Origin of the sequence: Amylibacter sp. SFDW26, assembly GCF_009184395.1 — a bacterium.
In the GTDB taxonomy this organism is placed as follows: domain Bacteria; phylum Pseudomonadota; class Alphaproteobacteria; order Rhodobacterales; family Rhodobacteraceae; genus Amylibacter.
In genome coordinates this window covers 1-26,297 of record NZ_WEIC01000003.1, presented here as the reverse complement: position 1 = coordinate 26,297, position 26,297 = coordinate 1, and the positions used below count along the sequence as shown (strand labels likewise).

Below are 26,297 nucleotides of genomic sequence, written 5' to 3'. Positions count from 1 at the left end.
AAAGTCCGGTTTTTTGAGTTAGCCTGTTCTCCTAAAAGGAGACAAACGATGAAGAGAAGCCGTTTCAGCGAAGAGCAGATAATCGGGATATTGAAGGAGCATCAGGCTGGGCTTGGCGCGAAGGAGCTTTGCCGCAAGTATGGCGTCAGTGATGCGACGTTTTATAAATGGCGATCCAAGTATGGCGGCATGGAGGTGTCCGACGCGAAGAAGTTGAAAGCGCTGGAAGCTTAGAATGCCAAACTGAAGAAACTCCTGGCGGAACAGATGATGGATGTCTCAACGCTCAAAGAGATGTTGGGAAAAACTTTTGAGGCCCGGTTCACGCAGAAGCGCGGTGACCTGGGCCATGACAGAGAAGCGATACAATCAGAAGCGTGCGTGCGCTTTGGCTGGGATCGACCCGCGTGTTTATCGGCGCGCGCCGAAGCGACCTGAGGACACCGAGCTGCGTGGGCGGCTGAAGGATCTGTCGTCCGAGAGGCGGCGGTTTGGATATCGTCGCCTTCATATCTTGCTCAAACGCGAAGGCTGGCAGGTCAATTGGAAAAAGCTGTACCGGATCTACCGCGAAGAAGGGTTAACCGTTCGTAAACGCGGCGGTCGCAAGCGCGCCGCCGGCACCAGAGCCCCCATGGCGATCCCGCAGGGGCCAAACCAACGGTGGTCGCTCGACTTTGTGTCCGACAGCCTGTCCTGCGGTCGCCGGTTCCGCATTCTGAACGTGATCGACGACTTCAGTCGCGAATGTTTGGCTGCCGTGGTCGACACATCACTCTCAGGTGACCGTGTGGGTCGTGAGCTGGACCGTATTGCTGAGATGCGCGGCTACCCCTGCATGGAGGTCAGCGATAACGGCACAGAACTAACTTCGAATGCGATCCTGAAATGGCAGGATGACCGAAAGGTTGACTGGCACTACATCGCGCCGGGGAAGCCCCCTCTCGGGATTTTGGCTTTGCCAAAACCCTGCCGGGCAATGATGCAAAATGGGTTTGTGGAAAGCTTCAACGGGAGGATGCGGGATGAATGTCTGAACGAGCACCTGTTCGACAACCTGCGTCATGCACGTGACCAGGTTGCCGCCTGGCGGACGGACTTCAATCACCACCGCACACACAAGCCTCGCTGGCATGACGCCAGCAGAATATGCTAGCTGGTCAAAGGAAGACCAAAACCTGAACAGAGCTAACCCAAATTAGCGGACTCAATGGGGAGCAGGTCAACTACTACCACTTACCTTTAAAGGGATTTTTCTTGAAGATTGAACCTTCGATGAAATCGCCTGCTTTGTTGACTACCTTAGATGATTTTTGCTCACGTGATTTGTAAAGATCTGGAAATTTATTCGATAAATAAAAGTCGATTAATGCAATAATATAATCCTCGGCCTCTGGGTTCGTTTCCGCTGGTCTGGGATATTTTAAATGTGGTTCTCGCTTTTCAAAACGTCTCAAACTTTCGGAAGTGTATTCTAAAAATTCACTTTCCAATTCATTTGGATGGAGTCTATCTGAGTTGTTTTTTTCGAATTGAAGCGTTGAAATGAGATCATAGGACAATTGTGAATATCTATTGTCACTTTTCATCCCTATTATGATCGTATCAAATTTATCGGAAATCGTGTCCAACATCTCGATTGATAAACGTAACAGATTGTCTCCTTTTTCCGGAGGATTGACAACAAATGATCGTCCTTGATGTACCGCTTCTATATCATACATTTTGCTGCGATCTGGCGATAGATATCCAATATTTTCTATTTCGCGACTTTCGCTTAAGTTACAGGAGACATATTCATGGAATTCCTCATAAAAATCTAAGGTGTGATCTGGTAGGAACAATGTTTCCAAATTTTCAGACATACAAAGTTGACCAGCCCCTATTGTTCCTCCAGCGCGCCCTTCAATATTTATCCGATTTATAAATCCACAAAGAAGTGCGATTTTTCCATTTACAGAAACTCGCCGCAAAAAAAGACTGGGAGACGAATTGACAGGTAAATACCCTACTCCTTTTGAATCGCGAAACTCAAGTGGGCCAACTGGTGACGCTGACAATCCAGAAGCATAACCATCTCCTTCTAGCTTAAGGCCTTTGAATTGAACAAAACAGAAATTTCCCAATACGTTTTCTGAATGTTTCATGGCGCATCTAAGTTTTTGATTACGTTTCCAAGCCAAGTTTCGCCGGGATTTCGACCAGTGTATTTTTTGTGGAGCCAATTAAATACAATTTTGATATCCTCGAAATTTGGCGCGACTAAATATTCTTCTATACCGTCACCTTCACTGTCGGGTCGTTCAGAAAACTGCCCTACATAGAGTGGCATTAACAGTTTGTTCTTTTTTGGGAGGGTTCTTAAATGTGATAATACTCCTGGGGAAACACTTTTTAGAAAGTCGACCTTCGAAGAACCACTCAAGCTGGTCAGCCCATCATATTTTCCAGATTGATCCACTTTTTGTAAGTGCTCCAATGCTAATAGTGGCTTAGGGATCAGCACTACGGTTGGTAAGTTTTGGGCTAGAATTGGAAAATGTACGGCTATATAGTTTATTAAGTTTTTGAATAACAAGTCATTTCGCGGAGTTTCGGGGTCGATCATTAGAATAAGAGTAATTTTAACATCTTGATTGTCCAAAAGGTTATGGATGGTGGCAGGAATTTTTATTTCTCCGTTTGTGCCATCCAATACTTCAAGAAGCTCACCAGAGATTTCTACGATATTAAATCCGAAAGGAACTTTGGGTCCTTTTACAGAAGACGTTTGATATGAGATTTTGTGAATGTCTCGTTCTCTTGTTGGTGTTGCTGTCAAATTTGTACGCTCCATCCAGTTTTCACGCCAGATACTCATTCGGCGCATCATCGAGAGATCTTTTGGATCCGCCAACAGTTTGTATTCGAACAAGCCTGAAGTTTCGATGTAACGAAATAATGTGGAGTGAAAGGTTGATTTTCCAGACTTTGCTCGCCCGACGGTGACTATGAAATTTCCCGCTGCTTCTTTAGCTTCTGTTGGCGTAAAGGTATCTTCAAAACCATCTTGAGAAGTGTCTAGAAGACTGCTACGCGGTTCGATATCATGCGTTTTTGCGAACGGATCGTCGTTTCTTTTGAATTTTTGAGCAGACTCTCCGAAGCCACTATTTTTTTTATTGGTCATTACTTTGCCCTTAATGTTTAGAGAAGATCATCAATTTCAGTTTTTTCGCGTAAAATGCCCGGGCGCAAAGCAATTAAGGCAAATAAGACTGGAAAGATATCGACCACCAATGATGCAATTATTGATAGTATGGTTGCGCTGAGATTAGGGCGATCAATAAACCCATTTTGCAAGCTATAAACAATTTCTCCGAGGCGACCCAATCCAGGGTTGATGAAGGTATGAGCCGCCGATTTATCCTCTGGTAATATGGAATTAGCCGAGCGTTCAATTTCTAGGCTAATCTCAGATAGTTCTCCTAACACGTCTAGTCCCTTGTTACTCTGAATAGCAACTTCTGGAGACGAGAATTCGGTTAATGCTCGATCAATTTTATCGTTAATAAGCCTTACTCGGACATATTCATCAGCAGATGGTTCCGCGTCCATTGCTGAAAAGACTAACCCAGAATAGGTTTCATAGAATTTATCTCGCGCTGTTGCACTACTGTTTAAGCTGGGAATTGCAAGGTTCGTTGGAGAAACTGTTAGTTGACCGTTAATGTTTTTTATGTGGTCACGACATAGGGCCCCACATCCAGATCGATTTGGATCATCCATCTGTTTTTTCATATTTTTAAGTTCGGCGACTATTATGTCTCGACGGCTACTTTCATCCTTGACTGATTTTAAGTCTAGGAGGGCTCCCTTTGTCGAAGTTAAATCATCACGAAAGTTATCAAACTGTTCTCGTAAGGCTATTGCCGCGACATCCGATCGCATGAAGTTTGTGTATAGGAAGTTGAAATTGCTGAGCAAGCTGAAAAAAGCTGCTATTGAAAATAGCACGAAGGCTGGGCGAAGTGATTGCCCATTTTCTCTATATTTTTGGATTAGATAATCCGCACCGAGTAAACCAAGTGCAATAACAGCTGTAAATGGGAGTGTTAGCTCATGGAATGTCGACAGAAACCCAAAGTAAGTGAGGTACGCACTAATCCCAATGCAAATGAATACAATACAATAATAAATTACTCTAACGATAAGCATATGTTTCTTTCCTTCATTCGTTCAACCTGATGGGCGAATCTAGCTTTGCATGGGTTTACTTTGAGGCATCGAGAAGCCCAAAAAATTCCAAACGGCATAGAAAGTAATGGCGGTAAATTGCTTACATAATGCACAGAGTATTTTGAGCCTGAGAGGGCATGATTTTTGAAATCTAGTACATTTCAGAGATCTTGGCGCATATAGAAGACTAGTCAAATTTGGCCATGAAGCCAACTTGATATGCACAAATTTACTATTATTGAAATCATTGATCACTTGACAAACCTCAGTACTATTCAACCATTGAGGTAATCGATATTTTAACTTGCTGTCGACTATACCTGGGTATAGTTTTTGGATACTTTAATTTGATGTTGAAGGTGGATATCGCTCAATACTTTTAAATTTAGCTTCTTTCGAACAGATTTAGAAATTTGTGCGCTACGTGGTTTTGATATTCCGTGCGCATGTTGAAAATCTAGCAATCTACCGCCTTCTGCTACAAACCGTACCAAGGCTTTTTCTTGAACTGTTAGTTGCTCGTTTTCCCAAATTTGAATTTCTTCATTTCTTTCGCGAAGTATTTTGGGTGTAAAAATTATAAGAGCGCGCGCATGATTAATACCCACTAGTTCTTCAAATTCACTTTTATGGTCTAAGTAAGCAATGTATTCAATTTCTTGAGTGTCGAAATCTTCGTGGTTATCCTCAAAAAAACAATTCATTTCTGGGTTTGAAGTTGCAACGCGCGCAGAATTTATCCCTAATTTGGCCCCTCTTTCTAAATTTAAGATGATGGATTCGCGCTTTAATCTTAGGGCTTCATTATTGAAATCAATTACAATATGACGCTCGTCTATAGCAACCGCTGGATTTGGGATAATTTCGATCAGCGAGGTGGTTCCAGTGGGGTTTCGTTTAGCTAGATGAACGCTTCTTCCTATTAGCCACGCCTTCTTCAGTGGCTCCATTAGTTGTTGAAATTTTGTAATTACTTTACTCGGATCAATGCTTGCGTTATCAAAATAAAGATTAATTGCAACCCAAGTGAGTTTATCGTTCCCAATTTCATATACCAGACTATCAGTGATTTTTTGTGGTTTCAACCAATTCCAAAACGTTGATTGTTGTAGTTCAGTTTTTGAAATAAACTTTGAAAGAATATAGGGGTAGTATGGGCGATAAACACGCTCATAGTGTGTCCAAGGGTCGACTTCGTAATACTGTGAAATGTACTCTTCGATGGATTCATCTGAAAAACCAAAAAGCAATGGGCTGTTGTGATCTTCTTGAACTTTTGTGGGAATTATAAGTTCTGCCGTTTTTGTATTTCTAAGCGCAATAATTGCTTTCTTTGAACCAGTATACTCGCAAATGAGTTCAAGAGCTTTGTGCCATTTAGTATCATCTCCAATTGTATCTAAAAGCGCTGAAACCACTTTTTGGTAATCATTATCCAAATATTTATCCCCGATATAATTCTGATCTTCAAGGCCACCACAATAGATGGATTCAGTTGTAACCTATCTCTTATTAGTATTTGCCCAACTATCAGAAAAACAATTTTTAAAGTATGCCGCGATAAAACTAGAATTACAATTGTCTGAATACTGTAAGTCTCAAAACCTTCGCGTTCAGATATAAGCTTTACTCGTACATTAAACGCCTACAAACCAGTGGTGGAAATAAGATTAGCTATTGGAATGTGTGGTACATAACGAGATAATTTAACCACTTTTCGTGCGTGAAAAGCCCTTCTGCGATAAAGGCTGGACAGAATACGGACTATTTATTACGGAAGGCAGCCCCAAATTAAAACTACATGCTTGAAATGTAATCACTTTACTGTAATCGATACATGTGGATCAGATTAGTTAACTCGTGTGGGGGACTCGACTTTGCTGACGGACTTTCTCGAGAAAAACTAAGTAAAAATGAAAGCTACAGCCCAGAAAACTTACGATGAAACTTTTCGACGCCTAACGTCAGCGCTTGCGGAGTAGAATTGAATGTTTGAATAGTAGCTGGACACGCCTATAAATTAAGAAAAATATATGGTAGAATAAGTGCCTAATAATCTGGAGTTTGTATTGAAATTCAATCAAAGTATTTTAAAATAATGTTAAATAGCAAGAAGATAATGTTTATTAGGATAAAGTATATTTTTGTAACAAGTGCAGTATCGAGAAAGACGCTATTTAAGCTTGTTTTAAATAGAATACTTATCTTTGGAGAGGCTTTATGAACGGCACAGCTCCTAACCTTGAAAGAAGTATTGTAGATACAAATAAAGTGGAAAATGTAAAAAAAATATTTTCCCAAGATATAATTGGGGCCGAAATCTTAGTTGCTCCTGCAGATTGTAAAGTAATTTGGATGGACGAAAAATTACTTGTTAATGATTTCCCGTTTTTGTCTAATTTAGATTATTTTGGATTACAAAAATGGGTTATCAAAAATTGCGGATGGATATCCCAAGCCCAATCTGTAAATAATGCTGTAAATAAAAGAGTAAAGTTAAAGGGTGAAGAAAAAATTGGGTACAGGCCATTAAGATATGGGCGCGCTGCAATAGTGGAAGTAGATGAGAATGTTACAGAGCCAACATTCATTGATATTAAAGGAATTGGTGTTGCCCCAGATAAAATACCCGAGTTGAACTATGACAGTTCTGGGGTGCTTAATATCAATGGTGGCATTGTTGAGTTGATTTTTGAACGAGTATTAAGCAAGGTATTTAATCTTACTAGTTCTAATATTGATTGTGTTCGTACCTATGCAATAATAGATTTAGGTTTTGATTGCCTTTCCGTTGATGGTTCGTTGTTACCGTCCGTTTGCTTGGCAAGACAAGCTCATGAACGAGAAAATGGGAACATGGATATATTTCCGAGTAATCATGAACGTACTGATTTAAGCATGAAAGTAGAGTTTTTCTTGAGACAGTTTGGAATTACATCTTCTTGTAGAATTAGCCAGCTAGAATTGGAGCGTGATAACGGTAATTTAATTATAAAACACGGATTTAACAACTTAGGGACAATTGATTACAATACATTCAGCTCAAATCTTGGAATTGAATTAAAGAATGGAGTGACATTGATTGATGTCCCTAATATTCAGCTTGGCAAGCTTACCTCGAGTAGAACTACTAAAAATGTTTTATACGATTTTGGTCAATATAAATATAACGATACTTTTTTAAATCCTATATTATTTATGGTAACAGATAAATCTTTAAATTGGGGGACTTATATTTTACCATCTTCAGATCAGTTTATCACGAGAAACCCACGTGTCTCTTTGAATGGTACTTAGAATGGTACTTATTTTGATGAAAAAAGATTGAACAAAACACATTCGTATTGGTCTAAAACATATAAAAAACTCCGAAAGCTTTCTATCTTCGCTACAGATATTGGCTATAGATTCAGGAATGAGAATTTAACTAGTGAAGACGTTAGTGAAGAATTAGATGTTTTTGTAGATTTGCTTACTCGAAATTTTGATAATATTGATGGTAGTTTACTAAAATTATAAAGCGGATGATATAATAATATGAATAATCATAAACCCTCTAAAAGCTTATTTGAAAGCACGGCTAAATATTATGAAAAATACCGTTTGGGGTATTCGCACGAAGTACTTGGTTTTTTAATAAGAAATTTTAATATTTGTAATACTATGAATATAATTGATTTGGGTTGTGGAACCGGACATTTGGCACGCCCTATTTCTAGAGCCGGAGCGAAGGTTTTTGCAATTGATCCTGATCCTGAAATGCTATGTGAAGGTTTAAAGGCTGAACATAAGGAACAACAAGCAGGGATAAACTGGATATTAGGTAGTGATAAAACTTTAAGATCACACGGGTTTTCAAATATTGATCTTTGCGTGATGGGCGCAAGTTTTCATTGGATGGAGCGTTCCGAAGTATTAGACCAGCTTAATTCAATTTTAAATGAGTCTGGAGCTATTATCATACTGAGTGGTGGCTTTAGCGCTTGGAAAGAAGGGGATACAAATGAATGGAATAAAATTGTTAAAGAAACTATACAAGAGTTTATGGGGGTAAAACGGCGTGCTGGTAGAGGTACGTATACGCACCCCAAGGAAAAGCATGAAGATATACTCGCAAAGTCTGTTTTTTCTAATATTACTGAACGCGAATTCAATTTTATCACTAGATTATCAATCGATCAAATTATCGGCTTGCAGTTGAGTATGTCATATGCTTCTCCTGCGCGCTTAGGTAGCCAACTTGACGCATTTAAAAAAGCACTGGAGAACAAGCTTTTAAGATTAAATGCTGAAGGAATTTTTGATTGTAGCACTACTTATCAAGTTATTGTTGGAAAACGTGAAAAATGAAATTCCGCGTTTATGCAATATTTTACTATTAGATAATGAATAATGACAAAGCCTTTTATAAAGACAATCTCTAATCGAATCGACTACTCTAAATTTAATCCTGAGCTTAAAGAAGCATCAATTATTTTGGAAAATGGTGGGCACATAATTTTGCCAACTGGACGTTGGTATATGATTTGCTGTGATGCAAAAATAAAACAGCTGTCAAAACTTTTGTACTTGTGGTTTCAATCAAACGCTCAACAAGACTATCTTGTTGCTGATCCAGCTCTTTAAACTGCCGTTTTAGCGTGGTCTGTGCCTGTTTAGCTTGGTCTCCGCGCGGATCCCATGCGTCCTTTAACATCGATAAAGCATTATTCAGAATGTGCTTGCTTGGCGCGAGAGTGCGTAGGATCGTTTCGAACCCTGTGTCGATCTTTTCAGCGCGGATGCCTTTGCGGTATTCTGAACAATCGCGGGTTTGGCCGTTGATCGCTTAACGTGTTTCATATGACACACCGTGCAGCGATCTCTTCGAGCATCTTCCGTCACTAAGGAGTGACGCAAGATGTGTAATTATGACCGTGTCTAATTTATCTAAGATCCATAAGCATATGATATTATCTGAGGCAGTAAAGCTATTGTACAGTAACATTCTCAACGTCCAAACCACGACGCACTTTAATTATGGTTTTGGTCTTTTCTCGCGGTTTAGGTAATTGCGATGGAATGCCTTCAATTACGCTTTCGATAATAGCTAAAAGTTTTGGCGGGCCTGTCACGGAAAGTGCAGAATTTTCTGCAACAGCGTCGATTGGATATTGATTGAAGAGTAACTTACTCTTTTCTAATACTGCCATTGTATCTGGGAGTGTTAAATTGCCCAAGCGGATCAGACGGGTGGTTGCTTCGCGTTTTTTGGATACAAAATAAACGTTATTGTATGTAAACCAATCCAGATCATGTGTACGTGAAATGGAATCCAATATTTCAACGACACTGCCAGACAATTTACGATTTACGATTTTACCACTTACGCCGTTTGATAATTTCACGCGTTGCCCTGTATCACGTGCAAGATCTTTGAAGAAGTCTTCAATAGGTTGGTTCATAATCAAATATGAGCTTGGTGCTACCTCTGATGTTGTGGAAGCTGATCCATTACTTGCATATAAGTATGTTGGGTATGCTAACAGAGATAAGGATACAAGAAGTCCTAAATATCTTTTTATCATGTTATGAGGCTCCAATTTAAACAAACTATTAAAGATTCTTAACGAGTAGTTTAAATCTAGAAAGCCATTTGGACAGTTACGTAGATATACTGAGTTTCCTGCGGGCTACGTAAAAAAACGAGTAGTTAAACGTAGATTTTCCCTCGAACCTGTTGGTGTCCTCATAATACTTTCTGTGTGATGTTGAAGTCATATCAAACTTTTTTGAAGGAGTAATGTGATGAATGATATCAAAGGACCAAGTGGCGACCCTAAAGTTGGAGCGCCTGATGCTCTGTCTGCAGGAGCAGCACAGCAAGAATTAAGTAAAGCAGTTATGGAAGCATTGGTGATGACACAAGCATCAAAGATTGCGATTCAAAATATTAATGAATCAAAAAGTTAATGAGAAAGTGTTTGTATGTATTCAGTAAAAAAAAGAGGTTCAAATGACTGATAGTGTAAGTTCTGTGGGCGCTTCTTCTGGGGCAGCTAATTCTGGTTCTGAGTATGACTTGCAGCAATTAACTAAACAATCTTATGAAGAAGAAAGTCGTGCGTCTAGTTTTTCGCATATGGCCCAAGAAGCGTTATCAAAAGCTTTAGATAAGCAGTCGAACATGGATCCTATGAAGGATAATCGCGAAGGCTTGGTTGGCGCTGCAACTGGAGACGTTGGGCACGAGAAATCGTCTGTTCTCTCCGATGTTGCACGTGAAGGAACCAGGGTCGAAAATGCTGAGGAGGCAAGTCAGAAAAAAATGGATGCTGTCATTGACCGAACTCAACAACTTTATGGTGATATCACAGTTTACAATATTGCATGGGGTGTTGCCATGCGTATGCAGAAAGACATTTCTCAACTGTTACGTGGATCATGATAATGGCGGTATTTTCTAATGGTTGAAATCATCCAAACACACCAAAGCTTATTATTGAATAAAGCGAAACAATTCGCTGATTTAATGATACCCTCAACGGGAGTGCCATCTGTCTGCATTGCTGTAGAGGGTGGCTTTCATGATGGTTCTGAACAAGTTGTGAGCGGCGGTTCAGCTACGATTGGGAGTGAAGAGACGTGTGATCTGGTTTTATTGGATGACAATGTTGAGGCGAAGCATGTTTCTCTAAATTTTAGAAAATCTATCTTTGGTGATGTTGTTAAAATTTCGACTCTACAAAATAATGTTTACCTGAATAAACGTGAAGTAAAGGCTGGTGAAGACACGGCGTTTGTCTCTTTGCCGTTGATCATGACCATTGGTAATGTGAAGCTTAATCTTTTTTCAGAAGGGGTTGGTTTAAAAGCGAGTGGTGGTAAAAAGCCATCACTTTTTGACAGAGCTTTGAAGATAGGTCTCATGATTGTTTTGTTCATTGGGTTCTTATTTTTGGCCGAGAATGTAATTCGGACTATCAGCGTATCAAACTACGCGATTATGGTTCCGAACTATAACAATAGAGCTGAGCTTGCTGAAAATAATAACAACGAAAGCGTAAAGCAGCTAAAAGAAAAACTAATGGAGACGGGACTTTCTAAATACGTTTCCCTAGAGCAATCAACAGACACAGGTATTGTAGTGAGTGGCACTTTGCCAGAGTCCTTGATGCCAAGTTGGACGGCACTTCACAAATGGTATGATAGCCAACCAAATATCACGCTTTTAACTTCAAAAGTTTCGAGTGCACCTTTGTTATCTGATTTACCTGCAATTGCCGCCATTCGATTGTCAGAACCTTCTGAAATCGTGTTGTTGGATGGTAATCGCATTAATGTAGGTGATCCAATTAAAGATGGTTGGATTGTTAGGAAAATTTCAGAAACTGGGCTGTTGTTAGAGCGCGGTGGTGAAGAACTAAATATCAATTTCCAAAGGAAATAAGATGTCACGTGTAGAAGACGACAATAAGGTTAAACATATACGTCAACCTAAATCCGGTGTTCCTAATGGATTTCGTGGTGAAGACCGCGTTGCTGTTCCTTTAGATTTTTTGCAAGGTTTATCCTCTATCGCCTATCGGAGTTTAGAGCGCCGTCCCCCAAGGTTGAAGCTTAAGCCAAAGCAAAAAGTTGAAGATCAGGATGAATTGCAGAGCTTATCACGCAAAGATCCAATCGTTTCAAAAGAAACGTCTGAAATTGCCTACAGGGTAGCGGAGATAGTCGTACGTAGAAAAGCACAAATTGAACAGTCTGGCAGTCTGCCTGCACGTCGCGGCTTGACAGCTTTGGAACGTATGACGCGTATGTTCGAACATGTTTACATAAGCAGCTCGAACCCCAGCCAGCATGAGGAATTCAAATGAGTATTACGGATCTTTCAAAGGCAGATATCTCTGAAGACACACATGCTGAGCAGGATGCAACCTTGTTGAATGGTTTGGCAACAGTACACATTATGTTTGGCATGCATTCGACAGCATTAAAGTTTTTGGAGCTGTCAAATTGGGTTCGTCCAGATAGCAGAGAGACGCTTCACCTTTTGGCAAAATCCTATTTCAACATGGGCGCATCGGTCCAAGTGTTGGATGTTTTTTACCTGATTGAAAGCTTAGATACAGATGGAACATTGACAGAAGAAGAATTGATGATGAAAGGGCGCTCATTTGCATTATTGGGCCAAACGGAAAAGGCACGTAACGTGCTTTCGTCGATCTCTTCCTAAAATCAAATCACTTAACGAGGTCTATTATGAAGATTATGCAACTGCAGTATAATAATATTTCGAACTCTGGGAATGAGGCGCACCAGGCTGATAGCGCCATTGAAACCGTACCTGCGGTAGTAAATCAATTTAATGTCAATCAGCAGAATTCTTTGAATGACGAGCAAGTCAATTCCTTGGCAAATAGTATTCCCCCACCTTTGGATACTTTCATGAAAGTCCACGTATTAAATTCAGACCTTAGAATCGCAAGCGATAGTTTATCGTCTATTTTTCATGAAGCGAGAGGTGGGTTCGGCAAAATTGGGGCAGGGTATGATATTAAAAAGTTAACTGAAATCTTTTCAGGCAATGCGCGAAAATAATGCAGTTATGATGTTCAATACCCCCTCCATATGCCAAATCAAAGGAACTTAGAAAATGGGAATGTCATCATTGGTTATTGCAGACAGTCATGAAATTGTACGCGAAGGTATTGCTTTTAGGTTAAAGGAAAGCTGTGACGTCAATATTGTTGCAGAAGCCATTGATGGATATTCTGCAATCAAATATTGTCGGCAATTACAACCTGATATTTTGATTATGGACTTTCATTTATTACGACCATCTGGGATGGAAACGTTGACAAAAATTCGTAAAGCGCAACCTGAGATTAAGATTATAGTTCTCTCCTCTGATCCGAGTACAGCAAATGCGTTTTTTATTCTATCACAAGGTGCAGTTGGATTTATGCCTAAACAGGCGCGCGGTTCAGATTTTGTGAATGCGTTTGTTGCTGCCCAAAGTGGATATGCTTATTTACCAGTAGAATTGATGGAAGAATTTGTGAAGTTACGACGTAATTTGACACGGACGGGCAATGTATTTGGTCTGTCACCACGCGAAATTGAAATTTTAGAAGCAACACTAAGTGGTTTGTCTACAAAAGATGTTGCTAAGAATCTACTCATCAGTGTTCGCACCGTTGAGACCCACCGCAATAGCATTTATAAAAAGACATCATGCCGAAATTACAAAGAGCTCGCTACAATTGTAGGAGTAAACTAATGACTAAGCGCATCGTATATATAATATATCGTGGGCGAAAAAGAAATGTGGTGAACCCATGACAACCTTTGACAAGAATAACCAAGCCCAACCCAGTAAAAATGTTATCAATATTTCCGATCGTTTGAAACGATCCAAAGCTGCTGCACAGTTTGAGGAATTGCAGTTAAATTTTGATGTTGATTACAAGATGCCATCATATTTAACAAAACCAAAAAAAGGCACAGTCAGTAAATCTGCTCTTATAGATGCGAAAGAAGCACGAAACCGCGCGCTTTCTGAATTGATTGAATTTGTGTCACAGCCCGAAAATTATTTCTTGTTTGCGCAGGTTCTAGATGGGTTTACGAAAAAGGACCGTTCTGTTGTTGGCAGCAATAAGATCAATCAAGTCATCGATCAAATTGTAGCATTGAATGATAGGGGTAATGGCTTTGGAGTTCTCCAAGAGATAGATTTTCCCGCGTTTGAGGTTGGGATTAGTGGTGGAAATTACGAGATTGAGCATGGTCCGAAAGGCACGATCTTACCAGAGCTTGTTTCGATGGCATATATTGTTAGTCACAAAGAAGCACCCCAAATTATTTTAGCGAATGGTCTCGGATTTCGCGATATGAATTTACAAGCACGAAATGCCGTTTTTATTGCGGTATCTGATTATGCAAAAAAGATAGGTGTTAATATTGCCCCAGGGCCAGTTTTTACAAGATTGCATAAAGTATTAGATGGTGATGATTTCGATACTGTAGATATGGCTAGATCTTCTGGTTGGATGCCAAAAAAAACAATAGATGTCCGAGTTAATCATCGTATTTTTTCAGTACCTCCAACCCATTACACAATCGATAATGATTTGGATAAAGAGAATAAAGCATAGTCATTTTCCTAAATGATCTTATTGATCAGACTTATGCTAAATGTGATCAAAATTAACATGCATATTTTATAGATTAATAGTCTATCGGCGCAGAAAAAGCGTTTTACATGTGAGGACTCCATTCGAGCGCATGTGCATAATTAGCTAAGTTAAATTACTGAGTCTTCTACGTAGTGCAGTGTGTACTTACGTAGTTTTGGCTATAGCGAATTCAGATGCTTAGACGTCATTTATGCAGTTAGAAATTATTGTTTAGTCGCGATTGCGCGAAAGGATGCTGCTGAAATGTTGTTAAGGCTCGATAAGAAACCAAAATTAGTCAAAGTTATGATGCTTTTTGTTTGTTTGATGATCTCTGGATGTAAAGAAGTACTTTATTCTGAGCTTACAGAAGTAGATGCAAATGAAATGGCGACCATTTTAGAAGCATCGGGTATTTCCGTTTCTCGTAAAAGAGATAAAAAAGGTATCTATGCTGTTTGGATTGAAGGTAAAAATGTTGCTGTTGCCAATACAATTCTGCGTAGTCAGGGACTCCCTCGGAAAAAGTATAAATCTATGGACCAGCTATTTGCAGCTGAAGGCCTGGTTGGATCTCCTTTCGAAGAACGTGTTCGTTATATTTTTGCACTTGAAGAGAAACTAACAGAGAATCTTGTATCAATACACGGAATTAAAGATGCTCGCGTAACTGTCAGCATTCCAGAAAAAAAACGATTTTCAGAGACAGAAGAAGTGGCGACAGCATCGGTTACATTGCACCATGAGGAAGATTTTGTGGTTCAAGAAGCTGTCTCAAAAATCAAAACACTTGTAGCAAATGCTGTTCAAGGATTGGATTATTCCAATGTTGCGGTTGTTGTCTTCCCCGCTGGAGGTACAACAATTGCACAGGTTAATACAGGCGGCCAATTAATAGCAGCGGCTAATGCTGCGGGGGTAAGCGGTACCGAAACTTTAGACGTAATATTTAATTCCTCTATCGAGAATCTATTAAGAGCTATTTTTGCTTTTTCTGTAATCGCATTAGGTTTGTTATTTGGGATGCGTTTTTTCTTTAAGCGCATGGGTTTACGGTGGTCGAAATGAGACCAAATATAGATTTTCTGATACCTCATTTTAACGACTTAGGTACACATGCTTTAACGTCTGTTTATACAGACATTGATGATCCAGACTTACGTAAAGCTGTCTTTGAGAATGGGTTTTTACACGATAAGATACGTACCAAAATTCTGAATCATTTTGATTTAGATGTTAGTAAAATTTCTGGGCCAGCGCCTTATGAAACGGCCCTTAGATATATCTTTGAAAGCGGTTTAGAACGAACGGCTTTAGGTTTTGGATGTATTTACAATGCCAATGGCTTGGCTGTGGCGATTGCAAGTGGTGATTTCAAACTATCAGAAGAAGATGTACCGCGTGAAATTTTGCGAGAAGCTTTGAAATATAGAAGTTTAAGTAAAGTGGTTGAAAATGAAGCCCCTTATAAGGTGACAAAACTATTCGATGATGGATTTCAATGTATCCACTGTTGGTGTGAAACCTTTGATCAGCCATTTCAAAGTTTGATCAAGATCCGATTGCCCAAATTACCACAGATTACTGATAGTTCTGATCGTGAATTACGGGTTCAGATTTGTGAAAGTTTCTTACAAGTAGGTGATCAATCATGAGTGCATATGATCAAACACGGCTTTCTGCAAAACGTATTAGCGCAGAAGATTTTGGTTACGCTGAAAGCGCAAAAGAAATCTTTGAAAAAGCGGAAGCAGATGTTGGGCAAAAAATAAGTGATGCAGAGGAGCGTGCTGCTCAAATTACTGAAGAAGCGGAAGTAAAAGTTGCAGAAACTCTACAAGCCGCCAAAGAAGCGTTAGAGGATGAGATAAATGAATACGTTAACGAGCAACGTGAAGCACGACTAGCCGGAGAATTGGAGCAAATTACAGACGTCACCAATGGTCTTATGCAAGATTTTAATGCAGCTGAAAAATGGTTAACCCCATTGATTATATCTTCTGTTGAAAACATTATTGGTAACCTTGAATTTGATGAAAGAGTCTCGCGCCTTATTACGTCAGGTCTTGCTGAAACACGAAAACGTTGGCGTTTGGAATTGCGAACATCTTTGTCTGAATTCAAACAAATCAAAAGCATTATCGAGGCTGATAAGGCTTTATTTGAAGGGATCGAGTCTGTTGTTCCAGATGGGAAACAATCAGACGGTGAAATCAAAATCGTTGGCGCAGGTGGTGTCAGCAATATTGGTTTGGGTGTGCAATTAGAGACACTGAAATCTGTTCTTGAGAAACAGCTTGGGCATGGGGTGGAGTGATGGACGGTCATACAATTCCTACATTAAAGCAAACACTTCTAGACTTAAGCAATGTTGTTGCCAATAAATCATTGAAGCCTCTTGATGGGAAAATTATCGATATTAATGGCCCAATTGTAAAAGTTGCTTACGAGCATGCTGCGATTGGCCAGATCTGCGAGATTCAACGTAACCCACTGGAAAAACCTATCTTAGGGCAGGTGATTGCCATTCAAGATCAAATAGCTTTGATCAGCCCTTTTGAAGCCTGCAATGGCTTATCTTCTGGTGCAATTGTTAAACCCCTTGGTAAAGAGCTAACTGTTAAGGTTGGAGATGAATTGTTAGGGCGTGTGGTTGATGGTCTGGGCAATCCAATCGATAGCCTTGATGATATTTCGGATAAAGCCCGCGCAATCCCTGTGAAAGGGGTGGCGCCTTCGCCTTTGGATCGACCTTTGGTTCAAGAACCTTTTACTACAGGATTACGGGCGATTGATGCGGCTATTACGCTTGGTAAGGGACAACGTATTGGCATTTTCGGCCCACCTGGTACGGGCAAGTCGACATTGATTTCTGCAATCGCTCAGCATTGTGATGCCGATGTTATTGTCATTGGAATGATAGGTGAACGTGGCCGAGAGCTTAGAGAATTTCTGGATCGCCATTTACCTGTCGAAAAACGTGACTCAGTTGTTGTCGTTGCTTCAACTTCTGATCGCCCACCTATGGAACGTTTGTATGGGGCGCATGTGGCAACAGCCATTGCAGAAGGATTCAGAGACCAAGGTAAATCTGTGATGTTGCTCATGGATAGCTTGACACGTGTGGCTCGTGCTTTGCGTGAGATTGGGTTGGCTGCTGGTGAAATACCAACCCGACGCGGATACCCTGCTTCAGTTTACCCTGCATTGCCAGAGATTATCGAGCGGGCAGGGCGAAGTGAGAAGGGTGATATAACTGCTATTTATACGCTTTTGGTTGAAGGGGATAGCCAGACTGACCCGATTGCCGAGGAAGCGAAAAGTTTGATGGATGGTCATATTGTTTTGAGTCAAGAAATTGCAGATTCTGGCCGTTATCCTGCAATCGATGTCTTGAAGAGTTTAAGTCGGGTAATGAGTGACGTTGTCGATGATGACCATAAAGAGGGGGCATTAGAACTACGAAAGCTGCTCGCGAAACATCATGAAATTGAACTTCTTTTACAAGTTGGTGAATACGAAGAGGGCAGCGATGAGGTCGCAGATAGAGCTGTTGAATTAATGTCAAAAATTCATGAATTTCTTGCCCAAAAAGTTGAACAACCTTCAAAGTTGGATGAAACCATCGATAATTTACGGGAGCTTTTGAACCATGATTGAAGCACGTTTAGAAAAACTAATGATGTTACGAGATCTGCGTGAGCGTGTAAGAATAGCGGAAGTGTCTCGCGCTAAAAAGCATAAGGTTGTCTGTGTGAAGGAACATCACGAAGCGCAACTTCGTCTAGAAGCTGCACTTGTTGCCGCAGATGAGAATATGAAAAAAGCTCTTTTGGCTTCTAAAAGCATCCAGGATTCAGTCGCACAATTCGCTGGGCTTGCAATAATGATGCGTAAAAATAACGTGGCCACTTCAAACGCAGAAGAGACAGTAGAAGAGGGTGTTGAGCGTTTGCAAGATGCTGATGAGATGATTCAAAATGCCAAGGCGAATTATCAAAAAAGTTCTCATGATAAGTTGCGTTTTGAGAAGCTGATTGAACGAGTGCGCTCAGAAATATTGAAACAAAGATCTGCCAAAGAGGAAGACGAAACTTCTGAACTGTTTACATCAAAAAGAGTGAGTACATATAATGCTTGATGCTTCGAAATTGGCAAAAAGTTCAGCAGCTCCACTCATTCTTACTGCAAAAGAGCTTGTTGTTGGATCACAGGCCTTAATCAATAATAAGATTACGCATTGTTTACCAGATGTTGAATTTATATTTGCAACAAGGTCCGTGAAACTCCAACTTTATCAATCATCGGCTGAAAATGAAACGAAAGTTTGGGATCAGTTTATTCTAAAAACAGAAACGCTAAGTTTCTCGGTTTTCCTTGGTGCGGATCTATTGCCAACTGTACTAGAAAACGATGGATATGAAACAACTGCTGATGAATTTAGAAATGAAACATATCATATTATTTATGAACATTATCTTTCGTCATTGCTAACAAAATTAAATGGTACGATTGAAGAAACCGTTCAACTTGTTGACATAATTAAAGATGCCGAACCTCCCGAAACTAAAAATGGTATTTGGCTAGCGCTTAAGAGTAGTTTATTTCACGGGGGTTCAGCTGCATTTGTTATAGCTGGGCCACAAAGTGACTTGGATCATATTCTGACAGTTTTTGAAAGTTTCACAGGGGATACCAAAACCCCAAACTTAGGCAATGTACCGCAAATTTTAAGCCGGCGTAGCCCGAGCTTTGATTTCAACTTCAAGGATCTTTTACCTCTTAAAGTAGGCGATGTGATCATGTTCGACAAAAGATGGGAGGGTCACAAAGACTGCATCATCTGGTTGAATGAAAGTCATCAAGCCAAAGTCGAATTTACCTACAGTGATGAGTTTGAAATACAATCAGATTTCCAACCTGTTCTTGCAACCGCCCAAAAACCAGAAGGAAAGTCAGATATGGATAATAAAACAACAGAACTTGTTTCGTTCGATGATTTGCCAGTCAGTCTTAGCATTGAATTTGATCGAATTGTAAAGCCGCTATCCGAAATCCAAGAATTACGAGAAGGTGCGATTTTACCTTTCCAATCCACAGAACCTGAAACCGTAAGTTTGATGGCAAATGGTAAATCATTGGCTGAAGGTGTTTTGGTTCGTGTGGACGGTCAAATTGGTATTCGAATTACACGGATGGCTTAAATGGACTTAACATCACCTATTGTCATCGGCTTTTTAGCATCGTTTTTCCTGCTTGGAATTCTTGCGTTAACATCTTTTGTAAAGATTTCAGTCGTCTTCATGATCATCAGAAATGCGATGGGCCTCCAGCAAATTCCATCCAATGCTGTGCTTATGGCGCTGGCATTATTTATCTCACTCTTTATCTCTCTACCTGTAATTACAGAAGCAACAAATGCTATTAAACAGGCAGATATTACGCCTGAAACACCTGCAGATTTTATTGCACTCTGGGGGATCGGAATCGCACCGTTTCAAGATTTTATTGTAAAGAATATAGACCCGGATCAATTGGATTTTTTTGTTGGAGTTTCCAATGAAGTCTGGAAAGGATCGGGCTTAGTTGGTACGAAAGATGACTTCATTATCCAACTACCGTCATTTATGTTAACTGAGCTTACCGAAGCTTTTGAAATCGGCTTCTTGTTATACTTACCATTTGTGGCGATTGACCTTGCGGTTACAGGCATCTTGATGGCGATGGGTATGCAGATGGTTCAACCGAACATTATTTCTGTTCCTTTTAAGTTGCTAATTTTTGTCCTTGTGAACGGTTGGGCCAAGCTTGTTCAAGGCTTAATCTTAACCTACGGAGGATGAGGCTATGCCGATGAATGATTTTCCAGGGTATTTAACCAGCTTCATGATGGATGTAATCCTTTTGGCGGGTGTACCTCTAGCTGTCGCAACTGTTTGTGGTTTGCTTGTTTCAGTTTTCCAAGCGGTGACACAAATTCAAGATCAAACATTATCGCAAACTGTAAAAATTGCTGCAATTGTTGGCGTTCTACTTGGGTTTGGGGGATCTCTAGTTAGCCCATTAATCCAAAATACAATGAAGCTATTCGATGAGTTTGGGCAATTGGGGTTCTGAAACAGTGGGAAAGGAAATCGCGTTTCATTTATTAGACGTACCGTTTGAAATCATTCACATCGTGTTTGTTTTGAGCGTTCTACGTGCTTTTGGATTGACGTTTAGTTTCTTAGCATTTGGTTGGGGATTGGGATCTGGACTGACTTTGCGAATTAGCATTTGTCTTGTCGTGTCTCTTCCAGTTATGTTGGTGAATTTTAATCAAATCGTGGAAATATCCAAAACTTTAGGGCCGCTAGAAATAACTCTTTTAGCTGCGAAAGAGTTTGCTGTTGGTTTCGGTATGGGGTTACTTGCTTCATCTCCGTTTAGGGCCTTGCAGTATGCGGGAAGTATTGTGGATTCTTTTCGTGGGGAAAGCGATAGCGGTTTACAAATGCCAGACGGGACGCCTGTTCAAACACTTGCAATGCTTTATCTGATTATTGGCTTCTCCGTTTTCTTCGCTATGGGCGGGCTTTGGAAATTAGTGGAAAACTTATATGTTTCATATGAGATTTGGCCATTAAAAAATACTCTACCCACACTTTATCATGGAAGCGCACAAATCGCATTGGAAGCCTTATCGAAAGCAATGGAATTGGCGCTTATAATTGTAGCTCCTTTGATGATTATGTTGGTCGCGGTTGAAATTGTTTTGATGGTATCTGCTAAACTTGGTAAAAAATTTAACTTTTATGAGCATTCGTTTTTAACAAAGAACATTATTACGATGCTCACATTACCGATTATGGCAATCATCATTTTGCGCGTCTCTGAGAAATATGTACCAAATGCCATTTTAAGTCTTTCGGTCATGGAGACGTATTTCAAATGAGCGATACAGAAACAAAGAAACATGCGGCTTCGGATCAGAAACTTCAAAAGCAGCGAAAGGAAGGGAATGTCCCGAACGTTGCAGAAGTATCGAATTTTGTTGCAAGTGCTTTAAGTATAATATTATTGGCGGTTCTTTTTGTATATTTATACAAACATCTTTCTGTGCCATTCGACATTATAACGAACGGTTTGGATCAACCTTTTAGAATTGCATATCCAATTGCAATTCAAGAAATAGGTAAACAGCTTGCCATAGCGGTTGGGCCAATTGTGGTTCTGACAATTAGTGCAACAATACTTACATCAATTGCATATAATAAAGGGATTCCATTCGCGATAAAACCAATCATTCCTGATGTAAAAAGAATATCACCAGCTGCAGGCTTTAAACGTTTGTTTGGACTTCGGACATGGGTTGAGGTCGGTGTGGGTTTTATACGCTTAGTTCTTTGGATAGGTTCTTCAGCGTATATCATATGGTTGGTCGTGGAAGATTTAGTTGAGATCGATTATTGTGGTAAATCTTGCGCTATTGATATTGCATTAAGCTTAGCCATTCAACTGCTTACAATCGCGGTTTTATTTATGATAGTTTCGGTCGTGTTGGAAATGTTGATTCAAAAATTTCTATTTACAAAAGAACAAAAAATGACTGACACAGAAGTCAAAAATGAACAAAAAGAACAACATGGCACAAAAGAAGTTCGTCAAGAACGTAAAAGGTTGCAGCATGAGATGGCGGATGGTGCGGAAGCTTCGGGGGTTGAAAAAGCTAATATGTGTTTTTACTGGGGGGATGCCTGCCTAGCAGTTCGCTATCATCCTGAATATGCAGATATTCCGCGGATATCTGCAAAATCAAAAAATCCGGAGAAAACGTTGAAAATACGAAAACAGATTAGTGAAAATGGATTTAAGGAACTTGAACATCAAGGCATTGTCGAAGCTGCATTCAGCACGGAAGCTGGAGGTGTTATCCATCAAAGCGCACATAAAGAGTTGTTAGATGCATTAACGGCTTTATTTGGTCAAAATACGTAGTGTTTTAAGTAGATGCCACAGTTTCATGTGTAAGCGGCAGATTCTATAAATAATACAAAGTTATGGCTTATGGAGATATAAACGATGAACGCAATTAACCCAAAGATTAGCCCCGCACAAACGCAAAGCGAATCTAATGATGCAGTTTTGAAAAACCCATCCAAAGTTGTGCCCACGCCGAATAATGTAGAAAATAGCATGTTGACAGACGTTAAAAAGGCAACAACTGAGGCCGTTATCGAAGTCGGGGCTGAAGCCGCTAGCGATTCCAAATCACAAGAAGTTAAACAAATCGCTGAAGCTGTAATTGAGAATACGGTTCAAAGTACTCAAGCTAAAACAATTGAACGTGAGAAATTGAAGCAAGACATTGATGGGAAACGTGCCGAAGAACGGTCTGTGTCGCAAAAAATTGCGGCAACAAAAACAGTTGATGATTTGAAAAAAGACTTAAAAAAGAAAACTAGGGTTGTATCTCTGAAGGATGTTTCTAGACGGCGTGTTCGAACTAAAACTGGTCAAGTTGTAGTTGTAAAACTAGGTGTTGGTGAAAAATCTAGATCATTCAAAGCAAAAGACGATTCTGTGGTTCTGGCTTTAAATTCAAATCTATCACAAAAAGAAATCGTGGAAGAGACTGGTAGATTTTTGACATATGCCATCAAGAAAAGTGCGGATAAAAATAGCCTTGATACAGGCGGAAGTATGTACAACCGTCTGGCTCGACGCTTTAGTAGATTTACACTGGTCTATTTATATAATGCCCTTATTAGACCAACAATACTTTATAATCGTATTGCTGCAACAAATACGGATATACCTCAACCTCTTTTGGAGAAAATTAGGGTGAAGGGTCAAGTTAAAATTATTGCCACCGATTCCAAACGTGTTGCTGGCGAGACACCATAAAACATACCGAAACTTCCTGCGTTTTAATGGCCCAAATCTTGGGCCATTTTTGTTTCCTATTGAGGTTTTATGCACTTGGTTTTGTTAACTTATTTACTTTTTAAATACGTTTACATATGAAATTTTTCTTGAGGAATTTTCTTTAGCCATTTGAAGTGAAATCTTTCAAAACCGATAGCGTTATTCCTTATGCGATATACCGGGCCTACGTAGTGAATTGCGTAGTTGTAATGGGGTTTTTTTCTAATGTTACGGGTCCTAATTACAGTCAAGTAAAAGTAATCTAATTCTAGAAACACAACTCAGGATCCAAAGGAAATAAAGTGACGTACATTAAATAAAAATGATCCTGAATGTGAAGAATGCAATGATGACCATTCGTAAGAATGATCAGTATTGTTCAAGATCAGGGTTAGAATTTGAAAGCTCTGATGCCCTAAATCTAGTCAATATGACTAGGTCAACCCACGGTCAAATATGACCAAACAACTAAAGGAGACTATTATGCAAACAGGAACAACAGGTGGCGCAGCAGCCCCAGCAGGTGGCGCAACAGCAGGTGGCGCAGCAGGTGGAGGATTTGCTTCACTAAAAGCACAGTCAAACGAACTGTACACTGAAATTATGGGAGCGAATATCAAATTTGAAAAAGATACAGCTCCAACAAAAGCAGCGAAGAATAAATCAGGATCTGTTTCAGGTTAATTTGATTGAAACTTCACAGGTGGGGCACTTTTGTGCCCTGCCTTTTTACGTTGTGTTAGGTGGAATTATATATGTTTAGAAAAGATCTCGCGCTTGTATCGCTTATCATCGCAATCTTGGCACTTATGGTCATACCGCTTAATCAGCAAATCCTTGATGTCTTGATCACGGTCAATATATCGCTTGCTATACTTTTGCTTATGGTTGCAATTTATTTAAGAAACCCTTCAGATTTTTCCACCTTTCCGTCCGTTATTTTAATTGGTACGGCATTTCGGTTAGCGTTATCTATCGGGACAACTCGTCTGATCCTTTCGGAAGCTGATGGCGGGCAAATCATTGAGACCTTTGGCGATTTTGTTGTCAGTGGAAGTGTTGCCATTGGTTTGGTTATTTTTCTAATTATTACTGTTGTACAATTCCTTGTGGTAACAAAAGGAGCAGAACGTGTTGCCGAAGTTGGCGCTCGTTTCGCACTTGATTCTATGCCTGGCAAGCAAATGAGCATCGATGCAGATCTGCGTGCTGGAAACATTGAACAAGAAGAGGCTAACCTGAAACGCACCCGCCTTGATAAAGACAGTCAGTTCTTTGGTGCTATGGATGGTGCTATGAAATTCGTAAAAGGGGATGCGATTGCTGGTCTGATTATTATCATGATCAACCTTATTGGCGGTATCGCCGTTGGTGTTACGATACATGGTTTGTCATTCGGTGGCGCAGTATCCGTTTACTCATTGCTAACAATTGGTGATGGGCTTGTGGCCCAGATACCTGCGCTGATTATGTCATTATGTGCAGGTATGATTGTGACGCGAGCCGCAAATGATGAAAATGCTGACCTTGGTTCTGATATTTTTAAAGAATTGATAGCGGATTACCGCGTGCCTGGTATTGCTTCTGTTGTTATTTTTGGCATGGCGTTTGTACCTGGCTTTCCACGTATGATTTTTATTGCTGTAGCTGTTACGCTTTTAGTTGCCTCGTTTGGTTTGCGAAAAACTCATGAAATCAAAGAGGCAGAACAAGCCAAATCACTAAAAGAAGCTGAGGCTAAAGAAAAAAAAGCCGAAGAAAAGGCTTCTGTTGGTGAACCAAGTGATCGCCTCGTATGTCAGATATCAAAAGACTTGAGTGACCGTATTAATATAAAAGCTCTTCAATCTGATTTGAATAATATGTTTTCTGATCTGAACGTTTCTAGAGGTATTACGTTTCCGATTGCTGGTATCGCTGTGTCTGAAACACTTCATACAGGCCGCGTATCAATAGAATTGGATGGTGTACCTATTCATAAACGCGAGATCCCTGTGGGCATGTTTATGGTAGCTGGAGATCAAGATACGGTGAGCCTAATGGGGGCAACTGAGCAAGAAGTTAAAAAAGAAACTTGGCTAGATACACCTATTCTATGGGTAAACGATTCATATATAAGTGCTGCAAACAATTTAAAAATAGATACATATAATCTCGAGTACAAATTAGCTGAATTGATTTTTCGTACGTACGAACAGCATTTGGGCGCCCTTTTCTCTAAAAGGGAATTTGATACTATTTATGAGATAGCCAGCAAGCAGGACAGTGAGAGCGTTAAAGCTTTAGAGGAAAGCTTATCCAAGCCCGTTATCTTTCAGATTCTAAGATATTTGATTGAAGATGGTGTGCCACTCAAACCCCTACGTTTGGTGATTGATTCATTAACGTATTGGAACCAAATAAATGAAGGGGCAGGGCCAGTATTACTTGCCGAATGCTTACGTGGGTCAATGAAACGTCAATTGTGTCATTTCATTGCTGGTGACAATGCTGTATTGGGCGTTGCTATGGTCGACCCTGACCTTGAAAACCTAGCGCGCCATGGGCTGAGTGAAGCTAAAAGTTCTGGAAGCTTGTCATCTTTAGAGGGGCTTATCTTTGAACCAGAAATTACGGATCAACTTATTGGGCAATTCAACAAGTTACAACAAACACAAAACGCAGAAAACAACCAGATTGCTATTGTTGTTTCAGCAGATTTAAGACGCCGACTTAGAAGTTTTCTTGCTGTGAACCGTATTCACCTTCCAGTATTGGCCCCACACGAGCTTTCACCTGATGTGAAAACTTATCCGATCGAGTTAATCTCGATCGGTAATGTTGGAGCACAAATGATAGACGATGATTATTCTGAAAGTAACGTTTATTCAGCGATCGAATAGGGGTAGTTATACCATATAAAGGAGGTCAAACTGACAGGGCGATTTTGCCCAGGTCCTCAGAAGAATTGCAGGATGTTTTTTTGTAGATGTTATTTCTATGCGTCTCGACAGTTCTGACGCTAATTTCCATTAA

At 40.1% G+C, this 26,297-nt stretch carries 30 protein-coding genes and 1 pseudogene; 24 read left to right on the top strand and 7 right to left on the bottom strand.

From position 1 onward, the window contains the following. Positions 1 to 48: 48 nt before the first annotated feature. A pseudogene (locus F9L33_RS09600) lies at positions 49 to 1,202 on the top strand (IS3 family transposase). 27 nt (positions 1,203 to 1,229) lie between these two features. Here the strand turns inward: F9L33_RS09600 and F9L33_RS09595 are convergent. From F9L33_RS09595 to F9L33_RS09580, 4 genes are all read right to left on the bottom strand, one after another. After that, entirely contained in the window at positions 1,230 to 2,147 is a 918-nt protein-coding gene (locus F9L33_RS09595) for a hypothetical protein (protein ID WP_152142573.1), read from the bottom strand. After that, positions 2,144 to 3,169 carry a hypothetical protein gene (locus F9L33_RS09590; protein WP_152142572.1) on the bottom strand — a complete coding sequence of 342 codons (1,026 nt, stop codon included), beginning with the start codon at positions 3,167 to 3,169 and terminating at the stop codon, positions 2,144 to 2,146. The genes F9L33_RS09595 and F9L33_RS09590 overlap by 4 nt, the downstream gene beginning before the upstream one ends. A 17-nt stretch (positions 3,170 to 3,186) precedes the next feature. After that, entirely contained in the window at positions 3,187 to 4,197 is a 1,011-nt protein-coding gene (locus F9L33_RS09585; RefSeq protein WP_152142571.1) for a hypothetical protein, read from the bottom strand. A gap of 335 nt (positions 4,198 to 4,532) precedes the next feature. Further along, on the bottom strand, positions 4,533 to 5,657 hold the full coding sequence (locus tag F9L33_RS09580) for a hypothetical protein (RefSeq protein WP_152142570.1): 1,125 nt from the start codon (positions 5,655 to 5,657) through the stop codon (positions 4,533 to 4,535). Positions 5,658 to 6,438: 781 nt separating this feature from the next. Between F9L33_RS09580 and F9L33_RS09575 the strand changes: the two genes are divergently transcribed. Continuing rightward, positions 6,439 to 7,515 (top strand): hypothetical protein, encoded by a 1,077-nt coding sequence (locus F9L33_RS09575; protein WP_152142569.1) that lies wholly within the window; start codon positions 6,439 to 6,441, stop codon positions 7,513 to 7,515. A gap of 240 nt (positions 7,516 to 7,755) precedes the next feature. Further along, positions 7,756 to 8,568: a class I SAM-dependent methyltransferase gene (locus F9L33_RS09570; protein WP_152142568.1), complete on the top strand. Its 813-nt coding sequence runs from the start codon at positions 7,756 to 7,758 to the stop codon at positions 8,566 to 8,568. Between the two features lie 121 nt (positions 8,569 to 8,689). Here the strand turns inward: F9L33_RS09570 and F9L33_RS09565 are convergent, their stop codons facing one another. Together F9L33_RS09565 and F9L33_RS09560 are read right to left on the bottom strand one after the other, a co-directional pair. Beyond that, positions 8,690 to 8,914 (bottom strand): hypothetical protein, encoded by a 225-nt coding sequence (locus F9L33_RS09565; RefSeq protein WP_193222011.1) that lies wholly within the window; start codon positions 8,912 to 8,914, stop codon positions 8,690 to 8,692. 274 nt (positions 8,915 to 9,188) lie between these two features. Continuing rightward, positions 9,189 to 9,785: a hypothetical protein gene (locus tag F9L33_RS09560; protein WP_152142567.1), complete on the bottom strand. Its 597-nt coding sequence runs from the start codon at positions 9,783 to 9,785 to the stop codon at positions 9,189 to 9,191. A 220-nt stretch (positions 9,786 to 10,005) separates the two neighbouring features. Between F9L33_RS09560 and F9L33_RS15770 the strand changes: the two genes are divergently transcribed. From F9L33_RS15770 to F9L33_RS09460, 21 genes are all read left to right on the top strand, one after another. Continuing rightward, positions 10,006 to 10,170 carry a hypothetical protein gene (locus F9L33_RS15770; RefSeq protein ID WP_193222010.1) on the top strand — a complete coding sequence of 55 codons (165 nt, stop codon included), beginning with the start codon at positions 10,006 to 10,008 and terminating at the stop codon, positions 10,168 to 10,170. 43 nt (positions 10,171 to 10,213) lie between these two features. After that, positions 10,214 to 10,645, top strand: a complete 432-nt coding sequence (locus tag F9L33_RS09555; RefSeq protein WP_152142566.1) for a hypothetical protein — start codon at positions 10,214 to 10,216, stop codon at positions 10,643 to 10,645. Between the two features lie 18 nt (positions 10,646 to 10,663). After that, entirely contained in the window at positions 10,664 to 11,647 is a 984-nt protein-coding gene (locus tag F9L33_RS09550; RefSeq protein WP_152142565.1) for an FHA domain-containing protein, read from the top strand. Between the two features lies 1 nt (position 11,648). Continuing rightward, a complete protein-coding gene (locus F9L33_RS09545; protein ID WP_152142564.1) occupies positions 11,649 to 12,071 on the top strand; it encodes a hypothetical protein in 423 nt (140 codons plus the stop codon). Next, positions 12,068 to 12,430, top strand: a complete 363-nt coding sequence (locus tag F9L33_RS09540) for a tol-pal system YbgF family protein (protein WP_152142563.1) — start codon at positions 12,068 to 12,070, stop codon at positions 12,428 to 12,430. Before F9L33_RS09545 ends, F9L33_RS09540 begins: the two co-directional genes overlap by 4 nt. 26 nt (positions 12,431 to 12,456) lie before the next feature. Beyond that, positions 12,457 to 12,795 (top strand): hypothetical protein, encoded by a 339-nt coding sequence (locus F9L33_RS09535; protein WP_152142562.1) that lies wholly within the window; start codon positions 12,457 to 12,459, stop codon positions 12,793 to 12,795. Positions 12,796 to 12,850: 55 nt separating this feature from the next. Next, the gene (locus F9L33_RS09530) at positions 12,851 to 13,477 is read left to right on the top strand and encodes a response regulator transcription factor (RefSeq protein ID WP_152142561.1); all 627 of its coding nucleotides are present in this window, start codon (positions 12,851 to 12,853) and stop codon (positions 13,475 to 13,477) included. Between the two features lie 58 nt (positions 13,478 to 13,535). Continuing rightward, on the top strand, positions 13,536 to 14,354 hold the full coding sequence (locus F9L33_RS09525) for a hypothetical protein (protein ID WP_152142560.1): 819 nt from the start codon (positions 13,536 to 13,538) through the stop codon (positions 14,352 to 14,354). A gap of 180 nt (positions 14,355 to 14,534) precedes the next feature. Further along, complete coding sequence (sctJ, locus tag F9L33_RS09520) at positions 14,535 to 15,443, top strand: type III secretion system inner membrane ring lipoprotein SctJ (protein WP_152142559.1); 909 nt, start codon at positions 14,535 to 14,537, stop codon at positions 15,441 to 15,443. Continuing rightward, the gene (locus F9L33_RS09515; protein WP_152142558.1) at positions 15,440 to 16,030 is read left to right on the top strand and encodes a hypothetical protein; all 591 of its coding nucleotides are present in this window, start codon (positions 15,440 to 15,442) and stop codon (positions 16,028 to 16,030) included. The genes sctJ and F9L33_RS09515 overlap by 4 nt, the downstream gene beginning before the upstream one ends. After that, a complete protein-coding gene (locus F9L33_RS09510; protein WP_152142557.1) occupies positions 16,027 to 16,692 on the top strand; it encodes a hypothetical protein in 666 nt (221 codons plus the stop codon). Before F9L33_RS09515 ends, F9L33_RS09510 begins: the two co-directional genes overlap by 4 nt. Continuing rightward, a complete protein-coding gene (locus F9L33_RS09505) occupies positions 16,692 to 18,035 on the top strand; it encodes a FliI/YscN family ATPase (protein ID WP_152142556.1) in 1,344 nt (447 codons plus the stop codon). The genes F9L33_RS09510 and F9L33_RS09505 overlap by 1 nt, the downstream gene beginning before the upstream one ends. After that, positions 18,028 to 18,516, top strand: coding sequence for a hypothetical protein (locus F9L33_RS09500; RefSeq protein ID WP_152142555.1), 489 nt, complete (start codon positions 18,028 to 18,030; stop codon positions 18,514 to 18,516). The genes F9L33_RS09505 and F9L33_RS09500 overlap by 8 nt, the downstream gene beginning before the upstream one ends. Beyond that, positions 18,509 to 19,579: a FliM/FliN family flagellar motor switch protein gene (locus tag F9L33_RS09495; RefSeq protein ID WP_152142554.1), complete on the top strand. Its 1,071-nt coding sequence runs from the start codon at positions 18,509 to 18,511 to the stop codon at positions 19,577 to 19,579. Before F9L33_RS09500 ends, F9L33_RS09495 begins: the two co-directional genes overlap by 8 nt. Then, a complete protein-coding gene (sctR, locus tag F9L33_RS09490; protein ID WP_152142553.1) occupies positions 19,580 to 20,218 on the top strand; it encodes a type III secretion system export apparatus subunit SctR in 639 nt (212 codons plus the stop codon). Positions 20,219 to 20,228: 10 nt separating this feature from the next. Then, positions 20,229 to 20,492, top strand: coding sequence for an EscS/YscS/HrcS family type III secretion system export apparatus protein (locus F9L33_RS09485; RefSeq protein ID WP_152142552.1), 264 nt, complete (start codon positions 20,229 to 20,231; stop codon positions 20,490 to 20,492). Further along, entirely contained in the window at positions 20,467 to 21,309 is an 843-nt protein-coding gene (locus F9L33_RS09480; protein ID WP_152142551.1) for a flagellar biosynthetic protein FliR, read from the top strand. Before F9L33_RS09485 ends, F9L33_RS09480 begins: the two co-directional genes overlap by 26 nt. Then, on the top strand, positions 21,306 to 22,352 hold the full coding sequence (locus tag F9L33_RS09475) for an EscU/YscU/HrcU family type III secretion system export apparatus switch protein (RefSeq protein ID WP_152142550.1): 1,047 nt from the start codon (positions 21,306 to 21,308) through the stop codon (positions 22,350 to 22,352). Before F9L33_RS09480 ends, F9L33_RS09475 begins: the two co-directional genes overlap by 4 nt. A gap of 84 nt (positions 22,353 to 22,436) precedes the next feature. Continuing rightward, positions 22,437 to 23,261: a hypothetical protein gene (locus F9L33_RS09470; RefSeq protein ID WP_152142549.1), complete on the top strand. Its 825-nt coding sequence runs from the start codon at positions 22,437 to 22,439 to the stop codon at positions 23,259 to 23,261. A gap of 504 nt (positions 23,262 to 23,765) precedes the next feature. Further along, positions 23,766 to 23,966, top strand: coding sequence for a hypothetical protein (locus tag F9L33_RS09465; RefSeq protein WP_152142548.1), 201 nt, complete (start codon positions 23,766 to 23,768; stop codon positions 23,964 to 23,966). Positions 23,967 to 24,037: 71 nt separating this feature from the next. Continuing rightward, on the top strand, positions 24,038 to 26,164 hold the full coding sequence (locus F9L33_RS09460; protein ID WP_152142547.1) for a flagellar biosynthesis protein FlhA: 2,127 nt from the start codon (positions 24,038 to 24,040) through the stop codon (positions 26,162 to 26,164). A 25-nt stretch (positions 26,165 to 26,189) separates the two neighbouring features. Here F9L33_RS09460 and F9L33_RS16060 read toward each other — a convergent pair whose 3' ends face one another. Then, on the bottom strand, positions 26,190 to 26,294 hold the full coding sequence (locus F9L33_RS16060) for a LuxR C-terminal-related transcriptional regulator (protein WP_226804100.1): 105 nt from the start codon (positions 26,292 to 26,294) through the stop codon (positions 26,190 to 26,192). Between the last annotated feature and the right edge of the window lie 3 nt (positions 26,295 to 26,297).

Coding starts and splice junctions, on each gene's coding strand:
- F9L33_RS09595 (WP_152142573.1), bottom strand. CDS start 2,147: ATGAAACATTCAGAAAACGTATTGGGAAATTTCTGTTTTGTTCAATTC.
- F9L33_RS09590 (WP_152142572.1), bottom strand. CDS start 3,169: ATGACCAATAAAAAAAATAGTGGCTTCGGAGAGTCTGCTCAAAAATTC.
- F9L33_RS09585 (WP_152142571.1), bottom strand. CDS start 4,197: ATGCTTATCGTTAGAGTAATTTATTATTGTATTGTATTCATTTGCATT.
- F9L33_RS09575 (WP_152142569.1), top strand. CDS start 6,439: ATGAACGGCACAGCTCCTAACCTTGAAAGAAGTATTGTAGATACAAAT.
- F9L33_RS09570 (WP_152142568.1), top strand. CDS start 7,756: ATGAATAATCATAAACCCTCTAAAAGCTTATTTGAAAGCACGGCTAAA.
- F9L33_RS09565 (WP_193222011.1), bottom strand. CDS start 8,914: ATGTTAAAGGACGCATGGGATCCGCGCGGAGACCAAGCTAAACAGGCA.
- F9L33_RS09560 (WP_152142567.1), bottom strand. CDS start 9,785: ATGATAAAAAGATATTTAGGACTTCTTGTATCCTTATCTCTGTTAGCA.
- F9L33_RS15770 (WP_193222010.1), top strand. CDS start 10,006: ATGAATGATATCAAAGGACCAAGTGGCGACCCTAAAGTTGGAGCGCCT.
- F9L33_RS09555 (WP_152142566.1), top strand. CDS start 10,214: ATGACTGATAGTGTAAGTTCTGTGGGCGCTTCTTCTGGGGCAGCTAAT.
- F9L33_RS09550 (WP_152142565.1), top strand. CDS start 10,664: ATGGTTGAAATCATCCAAACACACCAAAGCTTATTATTGAATAAAGCG.
- F9L33_RS09545 (WP_152142564.1), top strand. CDS start 11,649: ATGTCACGTGTAGAAGACGACAATAAGGTTAAACATATACGTCAACCT.
- F9L33_RS09540 (WP_152142563.1), top strand. CDS start 12,068: ATGAGTATTACGGATCTTTCAAAGGCAGATATCTCTGAAGACACACAT.
- F9L33_RS09535 (WP_152142562.1), top strand. CDS start 12,457: ATGAAGATTATGCAACTGCAGTATAATAATATTTCGAACTCTGGGAAT.
- F9L33_RS09530 (WP_152142561.1), top strand. CDS start 12,851: ATGGGAATGTCATCATTGGTTATTGCAGACAGTCATGAAATTGTACGC.
- F9L33_RS09525 (WP_152142560.1), top strand. CDS start 13,536: ATGACAACCTTTGACAAGAATAACCAAGCCCAACCCAGTAAAAATGTT.
- F9L33_RS09515 (WP_152142558.1), top strand. CDS start 15,440: ATGAGACCAAATATAGATTTTCTGATACCTCATTTTAACGACTTAGGT.
- F9L33_RS09510 (WP_152142557.1), top strand. CDS start 16,027: ATGAGTGCATATGATCAAACACGGCTTTCTGCAAAACGTATTAGCGCA.
- F9L33_RS09505 (WP_152142556.1), top strand. CDS start 16,692: ATGGACGGTCATACAATTCCTACATTAAAGCAAACACTTCTAGACTTA.
- F9L33_RS09500 (WP_152142555.1), top strand. CDS start 18,028: ATGATTGAAGCACGTTTAGAAAAACTAATGATGTTACGAGATCTGCGT.
- F9L33_RS09495 (WP_152142554.1), top strand. CDS start 18,509: ATGCTTGATGCTTCGAAATTGGCAAAAAGTTCAGCAGCTCCACTCATT.
- sctR (WP_152142553.1), top strand. CDS start 19,580: ATGGACTTAACATCACCTATTGTCATCGGCTTTTTAGCATCGTTTTTC.
- F9L33_RS09485 (WP_152142552.1), top strand. CDS start 20,229: ATGAATGATTTTCCAGGGTATTTAACCAGCTTCATGATGGATGTAATC.
- F9L33_RS09480 (WP_152142551.1), top strand. CDS start 20,467: ATGAGTTTGGGCAATTGGGGTTCTGAAACAGTGGGAAAGGAAATCGCG.
- F9L33_RS09475 (WP_152142550.1), top strand. CDS start 21,306: ATGAGCGATACAGAAACAAAGAAACATGCGGCTTCGGATCAGAAACTT.
- F9L33_RS09470 (WP_152142549.1), top strand. CDS start 22,437: ATGAACGCAATTAACCCAAAGATTAGCCCCGCACAAACGCAAAGCGAA.
- F9L33_RS09465 (WP_152142548.1), top strand. CDS start 23,766: ATGCAAACAGGAACAACAGGTGGCGCAGCAGCCCCAGCAGGTGGCGCA.
- F9L33_RS09460 (WP_152142547.1), top strand. CDS start 24,038: ATGTTTAGAAAAGATCTCGCGCTTGTATCGCTTATCATCGCAATCTTG.
- F9L33_RS16060 (WP_226804100.1), bottom strand. CDS start 26,294: ATGGAAATTAGCGTCAGAACTGTCGAGACGCATAGAAATAACATCTAC.